Origin of the sequence: Deefgea tanakiae (assembly GCF_019665765.1) — a bacterium.
GTDB lineage: Bacteria > Pseudomonadota > Gammaproteobacteria > Burkholderiales > Chitinibacteraceae > Deefgea > Deefgea tanakiae.
The window spans coordinates 2595344-2609181 of sequence record NZ_CP081150.1 but is presented as its reverse complement, the minus strand read 5'-3'; the positions used below and the strand labels follow the sequence as shown (position 1 = coordinate 2609181).

The window sequence follows — 13838 nt, the reverse complement described above, 5'->3', positions numbered from 1 at the left end:
GCTACATTGATATACATGTGTTATTTTTGATGATGTTCAGATTTGGTGTTGATATCGTTTCGCGCTCGTTGGCTTGGAGTTTTAAAACCCCTCATATCAAACCGACGAAGTCGGTGCAGATATATGGGTTGCCTTCTTTTGCTTACTTCTCTTGGGCACGGCATAGATAAAATCCCAAGAGAAGTAAGTCCCCGTCGCAGACTGTGACTGCAACATAGAGTGCCGTAGGCACTTAAAAGCTTATTCTAGAATCGAACTAAAAATATAATGCTCCAGCACCAAGCGCTCCGTCGTCGCGAGTGGAATAAACTCCAAGCCATATTGCACCGATGTCGCTGGCGGCTCTGACTTTTGATTGCGTACGATCGCTTTGATGCTCATCGTGTGATCAATCCCTGCCGCATGTAGGCGCAACGCCATGGTGATTTCCTGATCTGTTTCTAGTTCTAAACCTGAACCTTCTAGCATTGCGCCGCTGGCTGATAAATTAGTAATCCGCGCCGGAATGCTGTGAACGCCATCGCCGCTGACGCTGGCAATCAATTGTGTATTCACGCGCAGGCTATTTCGTAATTGGCGAATTTGCAGCGTTTCTGGCCAGCTCAGATGAAAGTAGGGAAAGGGCGTAAAGCATACCTTTTCAATAATGGCTTCAAATGACACGACATCTTTACCCGCAATCGTTTTCGCTCTGATCGATTGCCCCTCACGAAACGGCAAAATCGTGCCTTGCGAATTCACCGCACTGAGCATGACACCAGCCTTGTCCAGCCAACCGATTAACTTCACCGATTCATTATGATTATGTGGGTCGATGCTGGATTGAATATGTAGTGTGGTGCCCGGTGTGATTTTCATTTGTGCGAGATGGCGTTTAACCGGCGCGACTTTCGGCGTAGTAATTTCAGGTGTTGTGGCGGTGTCTTGATGTACGCGCGCGCCTCCAACGGGGCCAGCAACGCGCACACCACGCCAAGCAGGATTGCGAAACATACCGAGTTTGGCCAACACGTCTAATTGCTTAGCGGTGTGGATGATTTGACCTGCGCTGAGTAAGAGCTGATTGTCGGCATCAAAAATAGCGTAGGGAACAGGTTCGCCGATGGCGAGGTCTTGTTGGCGTAAAGGTACGAGGTCGGAATGGGTCATGCGGTGTCACCAATGTTTAATACTATCTATATGCTTGTAATCCAAGTTGGCCATTCCGCCAAGCATCAGCAGACCCGCGTTGCGTTGTAGCTACGTGATACCATCCGTTTTCGCTTTTTGACCGAGTTTTTCATGCTGCATTTGTTAAATCCCCCGCAACGCGCGGCGGTGCAATATTTATCTGGCCCTTGTTTGGTGCTGGCTGGTGCTGGCTCGGGCAAGACACGGGTGATTACGCAAAAGATCGCGTATTTGATCGAAGAAGCGCAAATGGATGCGCGCAATATCGCTGCGATTACATTTACCAATAAAGCCGCGCGCGAAATGCAAGAGCGGGTCGCTACGTTGTTGCCGCCAGCCAGATTGAAAGGACTGACGGTTTCTACTTTTCATAGTTTAGGTATGCGCATCTTGCGCGAAGAAGCGGGGCATCTGGGGTATAAGCAGAAGTTTTCGATTTTAGATTCGGCGGATGCCGCCAAGATTATTGCCGATCAACTCGTCACTACTGATAAATCCTTGATTCGTTCGACGGTGAGCCAGATTTCAACTTTAAAAAGTGACCGCATTTCGCCTGATCAAGCCTTAACGATGGCGGCTTCAGAGGGCGAGTTGCAGTTGGCTAAGCTCTATCGCGCGTATCAAGATACTTTGTTTGCTTATCAGGCAATTGATTTCGACGATTTGATTCGTCTTCCCGTGGATTTGTTTGAGGCCAATCCTGAAGTCCTACAAAAATGGCAGCACCGGCTACGTTATTTATTGATCGATGAATATCAAGACACCAACACCACGCAGTATCAACTCGTCAAACAACTGACCGAACTCACTGGCCAATTTACCGCCGTGGGCGACGATGATCAGAGTATTTATGCTTGGCGCGGTGCGAACGTGGAAAACTTAAACCTATTGCGCGTCGATTTCCCGAAATTGCATGTGATTAAGCTGGAGCAAAATTACCGCTCAGTCGCGCGGATTTTGCGTTGCGCGAATGCGGTGATCTCCAACAATCCGAAGTTATTCGAAAAGCAACTCTGGTCGGATCTTGGCGTTGGCGATTTGGTGCAAGTGGTCGAAACTAAGGGCGATGAAGACGAAGCCAAAACCGTGGCGTTTCGTTTGAAGCAACATATGGCGCTCAATGGCACGAGCTTTGCTGATTATGCGGTGCTGTATCGCGGCAACTTTCAGTCGCGAATTATCGAAGCGCAGCTCCGAGCCGAAAATATTCCGTACGTAATGTCGGGTGGGCAAAGCTTCTTTGATAATGCCGAAATTAAAGACGTACTCGCTTATCTGCATTTAATCTCAAATGATGACGATGAGCCGGCGTTTATTCGTGCGGTGACGACACCGAAGCGTGGTGTAGGCAATGTGACGCTCGAAAGATTAGGCAACTACGCAAAAGATCGTGAAATCTCATTATTTGCAGCAGTATTTGAAGAGGGGTTTATTCATCAAGTTCAGCCTGCACAATATGATGTGCTCCATACCTTCTGTAAATTCATTCAGCGCATGCAAGATAAGGTCAAATCTGAGCCGGCGGATCAGTTGTATCGTGAGCTATTGGGGGCGATTGATTTTGAAACTTGGTTGTATGAATCAGAAGAGCCCAAGCCCGCAGAAACTAAATGGAAGAATATTCTCGACTTAGGCGAGATGATCAAACGAAAAGTCGATAGCGCAGGCAGTAATCTCGACGAAATCACGCAGAACTTTGATTTACGCATCATGCTCGAAGGACGCTCTGAGGACGAAATCGATGCTGTGCGGCTTTCAACGCTGCACGCGAGTAAAGGTCTGGAGTATCCCCATGTGTTTTTGATTGGCTGTGAAGAAGATATCTTGCCGCATCAAAATTCGATTGAAACGGGAATGGTCGAAGAAGAGCGGCGCTTAATGTATGTCGGCATCACCCGAGCCCAGCGTACATTAACTATTACCTACTGCGGTAAACGTAAACGGGCAGGGGAGTGGCAAATCACTCGGCCAAGTCGTTTCTTGGATGAGTTACCGCCTGATGATGTGAGCTTTAGTGGTCGTCTTTCTGCTAAATACGAGCCGCCAGCCGATATTAAAAAGGAACATTCGGGCTTAGCTGCCAAAATGTTGGCGCTTTTAAACGCAAAATCGAGCAAGTAATTAGGATTTAGAGCAGGTTTACCCCAAAGGGCGCGTTAGCGCCCTTTTGCTTTTGTAGTTTTACTTCAGTTTCATGTGAAGTTTGTTTCTATGTAAATCAATGGCTTATCGCCTTGCTTGGATTTTCTTTGCCGATAGGTGTTGACGTGTCTGCGGGGCGTGGGTATAGTTCGGCCTCTCTGCTGCTGACACAGCAAACGAAACAAGCGGTTCTAAAGCAAGTTTCGGTGTCTAAGCCACTGATCTTTAACAAAATACAGCCGATGAGTGTGAGTGCTTGATTTGCAAGTCAAACAAGTGCTTGCATTCACAAATGAGAAATAACTCGATGTTTACATCGAGGCGCTTTAAGTTTTGAGCGCAAGCCAAGTAGTACAAAATTAGCACAGAGATTAAACGAAAGAGTTTGATCCTGGCTCAGATTGAACGCTGGCGGCATGCTTTACACATGCAAGTCGAACGGTAACAGGGTGCTTGCACCGCTGACGAGTGGCGAACGGGTGAGTAATACATCGGAATGTACCCAGTAATGGGGGATAACGCTTCGAAAGGAGTGCTAATACCGCATACGCCCTGAGGGGGAAAGTGGGGGACCGCAAGGCCTCACGTTATTGGAGCAGCCGATGGCTGATTAGCTAGTTGGTAGGGTAAAGGCCTACCAAGGCAACGATCAGTAGCGGGTCTTAGAGGACGATCCGCCACACTGGAACTGAGACACGGTCCAGACTCCTACGGGAGGCAGCAGTGGGGAATCTTGGACAATGGGCGAAAGCCTGATCCAGCAATGCCGCGTGCGTGAAGAAGGCCTTCGGGTTGTAAAGCGCTTTTGTCGGGGAGGAAATCCTAGTGCCTAATAAGTGCTGGGGATGACAGTACCCGAAGAATAAGGACCGGCTAACTACGTGCCAGCAGCCGCGGTAATACGTAGGGTCCAAGCGTTAATCGGAATTACTGGGCGTAAAGCGTCCGCAGGTGGCTTGATAAGATAGACGTGAAATCCCTGGGCTCAACCTAGGAATTGCGTTTATGACTGTCTCGCTAGAGTATGGGAGAGGGGGGTGGAATTCCACGTGTAGCAGTGAAATGCGTAGAGATGTGGAGGAACACCGATGGCGAAGGCAACCCCCTGGCCTAATACTGACACTCATGGACGAAAGCGTGGGGAGCAAACAGGATTAGATACCCTGGTAGTCCACGCCCTAAACGATGTCTACTAGTTGTTGGGCTTTTCGGAGCTTAGTAACGCAGCTAACGCGTGAAGTAGACCGCCTGGGGAGTACGGTCGCAAGACTAAAACTCAAAGGAATTGACGGGGGCCCGCACAAGCGGTGGATGATGTGGATTAATTCGATGCAACGCGAAAAACCTTACCTGGTCTTGACATGTACGGAATCCTTTAGAGATAGAGGAGTGCCTTCGGGAACCGTAACACAGGTGCTGCATGGCTGTCGTCAGCTCGTGTCGTGAGATGTTGGGTTAAGTCCCGCAACGAGCGCAACCCTTGCCATTAGTTGCTAACATTTAGTTGAGCACTTTAATGGGACTGCCGGTGACAAACCGGAGGAAGGTGGGGATGACGTCAAGTCCTCATGGCCCTTATGACCAGGGCTTCACACGTCATACAATGGTCGGTACAGAGGGTCGCTAACCCGCGAGGGGGTGCCAATCTCACAAAACCGATCGTAGTCCGGATTGCACTCTGCAACTCGAGTGCATGAAGTCGGAATCGCTAGTAATCGCGGATCAGCATGTCGCGGTGAATACGTTCCCGGGCCTTGTACACACCGCCCGTCACACCATGGGAGTGGGTTTCACCAGAAGTAGGTAGGCTAACCGCAAGGAGGCCGCTTACCACGGTGGGATTCATGACTGGGGTGAAGTCGTAACAAGGTAGCCGTAGGGGAACCTGCGGCTGGATCACCTCCTTTCAAGAGAAAGACGAACAAATTAAGTACTCACACTCATCGGCTGTAGATTTGAAGAATGTCGGATTGATTGAGATGAATAATCTGAATTGAAAAGACAACGATATGGGTCAGTAGCTCAGTTGGTTAGAGCACCGTGTTGATAACGCGGGGGTCATAGGTTCGATTCCTATCTGACCCACCACCTTAGTTGGGGGCTTAGCTCATCTGGTAGAGCACCTGCTTTGCAAGCAGGGGGTGAACGGTTCGAGTCCGTTAGCCTCCACCATTAGTTTGGTCTGTAACTACTAGTAGAAAATAGAATTCTATGGATTGCACGATGTATTGTGCAGTGTATTTTATTCTGGTTTCTAAAATTAGACCAATCGGCTGTTTATATTTAGATATAAATAATTGATTGTAGAAATATCGATCTTTAACAAAATAGAAGAAGTAATTAATTCCAATAAACATTGTAATGGAATTAGATTTAAAAGTTGCTGCTTGCAGTGATGGCTAAATTTGATTTCAAAGTAAATATATTGGGTTGATTGTATCTGTTCAGTTGTGCTGGTCTCATGCCAGTGGAACTGAACCGCAAGTGAAATGAGAACTCACTTGCAAGTCGCAAATACGATTTCAGTAACTTGAAATACGTTTACGTGTTTGAGGTTATAGGATCAAGCGAATAAGTGCATCTGGTGGATGCCTTGGCGATGATAGGCGATGAAGGACGTGATAGCCTGCGATAAGCGTGGGGGAGCTGGCAAAGTGCTTTGATCCCACGATTTCCGAATGGGGAAACCCGGCCCTTTTGGGTCACTCTAGACTGAATACATAGGTCTAGTAGAGCGAACCCGGTGAACTGAAACATCTAAGTAACCGGAGGAAAAGAAATCAACCGAGATTCCCAAAGTAGTGGCGAGCGAAATGGGAAGAGCCTGTACGTGATAGCAGTAGACTTAATAGAATGGAATGGAAAGTCCAACCATAGTGGGTGATAGTCCCGTATATGAAAAGTCAATTGTGGTACTAAGCGTACGAGAAGTAGGGCGGGACACGAGAAATCCTGTTTGAAGATGGGGGGACCATCCTCCAAGGCTAAATACTCATCATCGACCGATAGTGAACCAGTACCGTGAGGGAAAGGCGAAAAGAACCCCGGGAGGGGAGTGAAATAGAACCTGAAACCGGATGCATACAAACAGTGGGAGCCCTTGAAAAATGGGGTGACTGCGTACCTTTTGTATAATGGGTCAGCGACTTACGTTCAGTAGCAAGCTTAACCGAATAGGGGAGGCGTAGGGAAACCGAGTCCGAATAGGGCGCATAGTTGCTGGGCGTAGACCCGAAACCAAGTGATCTATCCATGGCCAGGATGAAGGTGCGGTAACACGCACTGGAGGTCCGAACCCACTAACGTTGCAAAGTTAGGGGATGAGCTGTGGATAGGGGTGAAAGGCTAAACAAACTTGGAAATAGCTGGTTCTCCTCGAAAACTATTTAGGTAGTGCCTCATGTATCACTGACGGGGGTAAAGCACTGTTATGGCTAGGGGGTCATCGCGACTTACCAAACCATGGCAAACTCTGAATACCGTCAAGTGCGAGCATGGGAGACAGACCTGGGGTGCTAACGTCCTGGGTCAAGAGGGAAACAACCCAGACCGCCGTCTAAGGTCCCAAATGATCAATTAAGTGGAAAACGAGGTGGGAAGGCACAGACAGCCAGGATGTTGGCTTAGAAGCAGCCATCATTTAAAGAAAGCGTAATAGCTCACTGGTCGAGTCGTCCTGCGCGGAAGATGTAACGGGGCTCAAATTGATAACCGAAGACGCGGATATGACCATTTATGGCATATGGTAGAGGAGCGTTCTGTAAGCCTGTGAAGGTGTCTTGAGAAGGATGCTGGAGGTATCAGAAGTGCGAATGCTGACATGAGTAGCGATAAAGGGAGTGAAAAGCTCCCTCACCGAAAACCCAAGGTTTCCTGCGCAACGTTCATCGGCGCAGGGTGAGTCGGCCCCTAAGGCGAGGCAGAAATGCGTAGTCGATGGGAAACAGGTTAATATTCCTGTACTTGATATAAGTGCGATGTGGGGACGGAGAAGGTTAGGTTAGCCAACTGTTGGAATAGTTGGTTTAAGTGTGTAGGCGGATCCCTTAGGCAAATCCGGGGGTTCTTAACGCTGAGGCATGATGACGATTCACTTAGGTGATGAAGTAACTGATACCCTGCTTCCAAGAAAAGCCACTAAGCTTCAGCTTATATTGAACCGTACCGCAAACCGACACAGGTGGGTAGGAAGAGTATTCTAAGGTGCTTGAGAGAACTCGGGAGAAGGAACTCGGCAAATTAACACCGTAACTTCGGGAGAAGGTGTGCCTTATAGGTGAAGAACCTTGCGTTTGGAGCTATATAAGGCCGCAGAGAAATGGGGGCTGCGACTGTTTATCAAAAACACAGCACTCTGCCAACACGAAAGTGGATGTATAGGGTGTGACGCCTGCCCGGTGCTGGAAGATTAAATGATGGGGTGCAAGCTCTTGATTGAAGTCCCAGTAAACGGCGGCCGTAACTATAACGGTCCTAAGGTAGCGAAATTCCTTGTCGGGTAAGTTCCGACCCGCACGAATGGCGTAACGATGGCCCTACTGTCTCCTCCCGAGACTCAGCGAAGTTGAAGTGTTTGTGAAGATGCAATCTCCCCGCTGCTAGACGGAAAGACCCCGTGAACCTTTACTGTAGCTTTGCATTGGACTTTGAAGTGGTTTGTGTAGGATAGGTGGGAGGCTTTGAAGCAGAGACGCTAGTTTCTGTGGAGCCGTCCTTGAAATACCACCCTGACCCCTTTGAGGTTCTAACCTTGGTCCGTTATCCGGATCGGGGACCGTGCATGGTAGGCAGTTTGACTGGGGCGGTCTCCTCCCAAATTGTAACGGAGGAGCTCGAAGGTCGCCTAGGTACGGTCGGACATCGTACTGATAGTGTAATGGCAAAAGGCGGCTTAACTGCGAGACCGACAAGTCGAGCAGGTGCGAAAGCAGGACATAGTGATCCGGTGGTTCTGTATGGAAGGGCCATCGCTCAACGGATAAAAGGTACTCCGGGGATAACAGGCTGATTCCGCCCAAGAGTTCACATCGACGGCGGAGTTTGGCACCTCGATGTCGGCTCATCACATCCTGGGGCTGTAGCCGGTCCCAAGGGTATGGCTGTTCGCCATTTAAAGTGGTACGTGAGCTGGGTTCAAAACGTCGTGAGACAGTTTGGTCCCTATCTGCAGTGGGCGTTGGAAATTTGAGGGGGGCTGCTCCTAGTACGAGAGGACCGGAGTGGACTGACCTCTGGTGTACCGGTTGTCACGCCAGTGGCATTGCCGGGTAGCTAAGTCGGGAAGAGATAAGCGCTGAAAGCATCTAAGCGCGAAACTTGCCTCAAGATGAGATTTCCCTAGGGTTTTAAATCCTCTAAAGAGTCGTTCGAGACCAGGACGTTGATAGGTTGGGTGTGGAAGCGCAGTAATGCGTTAAGCTAACCAATACTAATTGCTCGTGAGGCTTGATCCTATAACCTGAAGCGCGTAGGCGACGAAGATATAGTCAACCCAAAGAAAGTAGAGTGTACGTAAGTGCATGATACGAAAGATAAATACTGAAACAGTGTGGTTGGAAAGTGTAGTATAATTACTTCTTCTATTGATTTGATGAGTTAGCGCTGTAGGCGTGTTACTAGAAATAGTGCAGCTGAATGCGATAATTCAAAGTGTGGTGAGAAAACTCACCGCACCAGACAGTTTAATGTCTGGCGACCATAGCGAGGTGGTCCCACTCCTTCCCATCCCGAACAGGACAGTGAAACACCTCAGCGCCGATGATAGTGCGGATTGCCCGTGTGAAAGTAGGTCATTGCCAGACTTCCCTAAAGAAGAGCCCGATTCGAAAGAGTCGGGCTTTTTGCTGTCCGCTATGTTTATAGTGAAGTATAGCTGGCTAGCCTTTTGAGATTATTAGCTGTAGCGATATACCCTGTAGTGTCTGAATAGGTTCACTTGATTCACTTGCATGTGCGACAATTCATCTACTTATTTATTTGGTTTCGGTTTTAATTCATGACAAGTCCCTCTTGTGGTCGGTTTATTTCAGTGGAAGGAATTGATGGTGCTGGTAAAAGCACACATCTAGTTTGGTTGACTGATTATTTCCTTAAAAAAGGGATCTCATTGGTTCAGTCGCGTGAACCGGGTGGTACTGATTTGGGGGAAAAGCTGCGTGCCTTGCTACTGAATGATGCGATGTCATTAGAAACTGAAGCATTGTTGATGTTTGCGTCACGTGCCGAACACTTAGCGCAAGTCATCGAGCCAGCCTTGTCGCGCGGAGACTGGGTTTTGTGTGATCGTTTTTCTGATGCGACCTACGCTTATCAATGTGGTGGCCGTGGCTTAGATAAGGCTAAGTTTTCTGCCTTGGAGCAATGGGTTCAGCTGCGCAATGGTCGATTGCTCGAGCCTGATTTAACCCTGATTTTTGATGTACCGCTCGAGGTGAGCCAAGCAAGAATGGCAGATAGTCGCGTGCTAGATCGTTTTGAATCTGAGCAACAAGATTTTCATGCGCGAGTTCGCGCTGCCTATCTGGAGCGAGCAGAACAAAATCCACAGCGAATTCGCGTGATCAATGCCAATCGCTCCTTGGCTGAAATTCAGTCTGAGCTTGCTGAAATTTTTGCAGACTATGAATAAGGAATCGTCTTTGTATCCTTGGCTTCAGCAAGCATGGCAAGACTTGTTGCGTGAACGCGATCGACTACCTCATGCGCTGCTTATCACGGGTGAGCCTGGAATTGGAAAGCGCGTCTTTGCTGAGTATTTGGCCCAATTTTTACTGTGCGAAGATACCCAAAAATCGACCGTGCCCTGCGGTGTTTGTGATGGTTGCCGTTGGTATTTAGCGGGAAATCATCCGGATTTTCGTGTGTTGCAACCAGAAGATGCCGAGGATGAGCGTCCCGACGAAGCGGACAGCAAAAAAGCTAAGAAAAAGTCTGAAATCATCCGTGTGGAAGATGTGCGTGGTTTGGCTGATTTTGTTAATTTATCGGCGCATCGGCGTAGTCTACGGGTAACGTTGGTGGTACCGGCCGACACGATGAATGTCGCCGCAGCGAATGCATTTTTGAAAACCTTAGAAGAACCACCTGCTGGTGCGGTATTTATTTTGGTCGCTGATCATTGGCGTCGCTTGTTACCTACGATTCGTAGCCGCTGTCGAGTGTTCCCTTTGGCTTTGCCTGAGCCGCATATTGCGATGCAGTGGCTCAATGCGCATGGCGTGGTTAATCCCACTTTGCATCTAGCGCATACAGGCGGCGCACCTTTGGCGGCGATGGATGATGCGGCCGCAGAATGGTTGCCTGTGCGGCAAAATTTTCTGGAGCATATTGCTGAGCCCGCGACCTTGGATGTACTTAAATTAAGTGCCGAATTAGATAAAGCGAAGCTCGATACCGATTTAGTGATCGCATGGCTACAAAAGTGGATTTATGATTTGATTAGCTTGGGCTTGGCGCAGAAAATTCGTTATTATCCAGATTGGAAAGACGCATTAGGACGGCTAGCACCGCGCGCGCCTTTTTTAATGCAGTATGTGAATCAACTCACCGAAGCTCAAAAATTATCGCGTCATCCCCTCAATCAGCGTTTAGTATTTGAAAGTTTGCTGTTTGCCTATGTGGATGCATTACGTGGAAAAGGTCGTCAAGGAAAAGTATGAGTGAAGATACGGTTCAAGCTCCCGCCTCTCGGCCAGGTGTGTTGTCTTTAAATATTAAAGAAAAAGCTGCGCTCTACGCGTCGTATATGCCGTTTATTAAAGGTGGTGGAATTTTTATTCCAACCAATAAGGTTTATAGCTTGGGCGACGAGGTCTTTATGCTATTGGCTTTGCTCGATGATCCGGCGCGGATTGCGGTGTCGGGCAATGTTGTTTGGGTGACACCACCGGGTGCGCATAATAATCATCAGCAAGGAATTGGCGTGCAGTTTTCCGCAAATGAAGCAGGCAATATGGCGCGGGTAAAAATCGAAAACTTGCTGGGTGGTTATCTACAGTCAGGCCGCACTACACATACTATGTAAGTTGATCAGCAAAGTTTCTCGGGCTGCGTTGTCTTGCCTCTTCGTACTCGATGTACTGCCTTCGGCGTCGATGCCTTGCCATAAAACTTTTGCACGAATACTTAATTAACGCCGTTTACGTTATGATTCAAGCCGTACCTAAGTCAGGTGCGGCTTTTTTATTGAATGAAGAAAAATGATGAAGTTTGTTGATTCGCATTGCCATATTAATTTCCCTGACCTTGCCGCTCAGATGCCCGAGCTTTTAGCCAATATGGACGCCAATCAGGTGAGTCATGCGCTGTGCGTTGCGGTGAATTTGCCGGAATTACCAAGCATACTGGCATTGGCGCAACAGCATGGCAATATTTTTGCCTCCGTTGGCGTGCATCCTGATTACGAAGACACGCCAGAGCCGACCGTCGCCCAATTGGTCGAGCTAGCCCAATCGCCAAAAGTTGTCGCGATTGGCGAAACGGGCTTGGATTATTTCCGTCTCACTGGCGATCTGGAATGGCAGCGTGAACGTTTTCGCACGCATATTCGTGCCGCTCGCGAAACGGGTTTGCCTTTGATTATCCATACCCGCGCTTCCAGTGAAGACACCATCCGTATCATGCGCGAAGAAAAGGCCAATGAAGTCGGCGGCGTGATGCACTGCTTTACTGAAAGTTGGGAAGTTGCTCAGCAGGCAATGGAACTTGGCTTTTACATTTCGCTCTCAGGGATTGTCACCTTTAAAAAAGCCAGTGAGCTTAAAGACGTCGCCTACAAAATGCCGCTCGACCGCCTGTTGATTGAAACTGATTCGCCTTACCTCGCGCCAATGCCACATCGCGGCAAGCAAAATCAGCCAGCATGGGTGCGGCACGTCGCTGAGCATATTGCTGAACTGAAAAATATCCCGCTCGAAGACGTCGCCGCGGCAACGACAGAGAATTTCTTTAAACTGTTTCACCGAGCGAGTGCAAGTTAATGTTGGGAGCCGCCTCATCGATCTGCGTTGAAACGATTTTGCTCGGTGTCGGTTCGAGCGGTGGCTCGCCCGCATTAGGCTGCAACTGCCCAACCTGCGTATCGACCGATCCGAAAAACACCCGTACGCGTGCATCCGCAGTGATGCGGGCGGGCGGTAAAACCTTTTTGATCGATACCGGCCCCGACTTGCGCGGCCAGGCGCTGCGTGAGCAAATTCTGCATGTGGATGCAGTGCTCTACACCCATCCACACGCCGATCATCTGAATGGCATCGACGATCTGCGCGCGTTTTGCTGGCTGCAAAAGGCGGCGCTGCCGGTGTATGGCAATCGGCTGATGCTAGGCCATATTCGTGAACGCTTTCCGTATACCTTAATGAAACCGAATGAGTTTTGGGATAAACCGGTACTGACGATTCATGAAGTCGATGCCGAGGCGTTTCAAGTTGGCGATGTGACTATTCAGCCTATACCACTCATACACGGCAAATGGCCGATATTGGGCTGGCGCATTGGTAATGTGGCCTATCTAACCGATGTATCGGAAATCCCTGAAGCGAGTATGGCGCTGTTGCAAGATTTAGACGTGCTGTTTCTCGATTGTTTACGCACCAAACCGCATCCAACCCATCTATCGGTTGAGCAATCCTTGCAAATCGCAGCTCAGATCGGCGCCAAGCGCACGGTGCTGATTCATATGACGCACGAACTCGAATATCACGCGCTCAGCCAAACTTTGCCTCAGAATATTGAGGTTGGGTATGATGGTCTAAGCATCACAATAAATAATTCATAGGACTATACCCATGCAACTCAATGTACTTGGTCAAGCTTTGCAGCCGTGTAGTTTTGAACCACTCACTGGGTTTTTCCGTGATGGCTGCTGTCGTACTGACGACAGCGATGCTGGTTCGCATATTGTCTGCGCCAAATTGACCACAGAATTTTTGAGTTTTTCAAAGCTGCGCGGTAACGATTTATCAACGCCGCGGCCAGAATATGGCTTCGCAGGTCTGAAATCTGGAGATCAATGGTGTCTTTGTGCCACGCGCTGGCTTGAAGCGCTGCAAGCGGGGGCCGCCCCGCAAATCGTCCTCGCCGCCACACATGAAAACATTCTCGATTTGATTTCACTAGAAACGTTGGTTGAATATGGCGTTGATCGACCGACGTTTAATGATTAATTCTCAGTTTTTTTCGCCGATGTTTTCTCTGCGCATGATTGAATCCGCTGCTCCAATCTGTGAATAGCTTAACGATTAACAGGAATAAGCCATATGGCCTCACATTTTAGCCCCGCTGATTTATCCCGTATTATCGAAATGGCGTGGGAAGACCGCACCTCTTTTGAGTCGATTGAACAACTCTATGGATTGAATCAGCCGCAGCTGATTCGTTTGATGCGCAGTGAACTCAAAGCCAGCAGCTTTCGGCTTTGGCGCGCACGAACCAGTGGCCGCACCACCAAGCACCTCGCGCTGCGAGCGCCCGACGTGTCCCGCGCCTACGCGCCGGGGCAATATAAGCGTTGATGCCGACTTTTGCTG

Annotated in this window: 9 protein-coding genes, 2 tRNA genes and 3 rRNA genes; 13 read left to right on the top strand and 1 reads right to left on the bottom strand. The window is 48.9% G+C overall.

Going from position 1 to position 13838, the window contains the following annotated elements:
• Window positions 1–240 precede the first annotated feature (240 nt).
• A complete protein-coding gene (locus K4H28_RS12045) occupies window positions 241–1149 on the bottom strand; it encodes a flagellar brake protein (RefSeq protein WP_221005426.1) in 909 nt (302 codons plus the stop codon).
• Window positions 1150–1281: 132 nt separating this feature from the next.
• On the opposite strand from K4H28_RS12045, the gene K4H28_RS12040 reads away from it, so the two are divergent.
• The 13 genes from K4H28_RS12040 (at window position 1282) to K4H28_RS11980 (ending at window position 13823) form a co-directional block, all read left to right on the top strand.
• Window positions 1282–3291 (top strand): UvrD-helicase domain-containing protein, encoded by a 2010-nt coding sequence (locus tag K4H28_RS12040; protein ID WP_221005425.1) that lies wholly within the window; start codon window positions 1282–1284, stop codon window positions 3289–3291.
• Between the two features lie 394 nt (window positions 3292–3685).
• Window positions 3686–5219: ribosomal RNA gene (locus K4H28_RS12035) — 16S ribosomal RNA — on the top strand.
• 104 nt (window positions 5220–5323) lie between these two features.
• Window positions 5324–5400, top strand: a tRNA-Ile gene (locus tag K4H28_RS12030).
• An 8-nt stretch (window positions 5401–5408) separates the two neighbouring features.
• A tRNA-Ala gene (locus K4H28_RS12025) sits at window positions 5409–5484 on the top strand.
• 389 nt (window positions 5485–5873) lie between these two features.
• Window positions 5874–8765 (top strand): 23S ribosomal RNA (locus tag K4H28_RS12020).
• Window positions 8766–8999: 234 nt separating this feature from the next.
• Window positions 9000–9113: ribosomal RNA gene (gene rrf, locus K4H28_RS12015) — 5S ribosomal RNA — on the top strand.
• Together the 16S, 23S and 5S rRNA genes with 2 tRNA genes alongside form the textbook arrangement of a ribosomal RNA operon.
• 194 nt (window positions 9114–9307) lie before the next feature.
• Window positions 9308–9940: a dTMP kinase gene (tmk, locus tag K4H28_RS12010; protein WP_221005424.1), complete on the top strand. Its 633-nt coding sequence runs from the start codon at window positions 9308–9310 to the stop codon at window positions 9938–9940.
• Between the two features lie 10 nt (window positions 9941–9950).
• Window positions 9951–10970, top strand: a complete 1020-nt coding sequence (gene holB, locus K4H28_RS12005; protein WP_221005423.1) for a DNA polymerase III subunit delta' — start codon at window positions 9951–9953, stop codon at window positions 10968–10970.
• Window positions 10967–11335: a PilZ domain-containing protein gene (locus tag K4H28_RS12000; protein WP_221005422.1), complete on the top strand. Its 369-nt coding sequence runs from the start codon at window positions 10967–10969 to the stop codon at window positions 11333–11335. Before holB ends, K4H28_RS12000 begins: the two co-directional genes overlap by 4 nt.
• Window positions 11336–11513: 178 nt before the next feature.
• A complete protein-coding gene (locus K4H28_RS11995) occupies window positions 11514–12290 on the top strand; it encodes a TatD family hydrolase (protein WP_221008038.1) in 777 nt (258 codons plus the stop codon).
• Complete coding sequence (locus K4H28_RS11990) at window positions 12290–13087, top strand: MBL fold metallo-hydrolase (RefSeq protein WP_221005421.1); 798 nt, start codon at window positions 12290–12292, stop codon at window positions 13085–13087. Before K4H28_RS11995 ends, K4H28_RS11990 begins: the two co-directional genes overlap by 1 nt.
• Before the next feature lie 10 nt (window positions 13088–13097).
• Entirely contained in the window at window positions 13098–13475 is a 378-nt protein-coding gene (locus K4H28_RS11985) for a DUF2237 family protein (RefSeq protein ID WP_221005420.1), read from the top strand.
• A gap of 93 nt (window positions 13476–13568) precedes the next feature.
• Entirely contained in the window at window positions 13569–13823 is a 255-nt protein-coding gene (locus K4H28_RS11980) for a TIGR03643 family protein (RefSeq protein WP_221005419.1), read from the top strand.
• Window positions 13824–13838 lie beyond the last annotated feature (15 nt).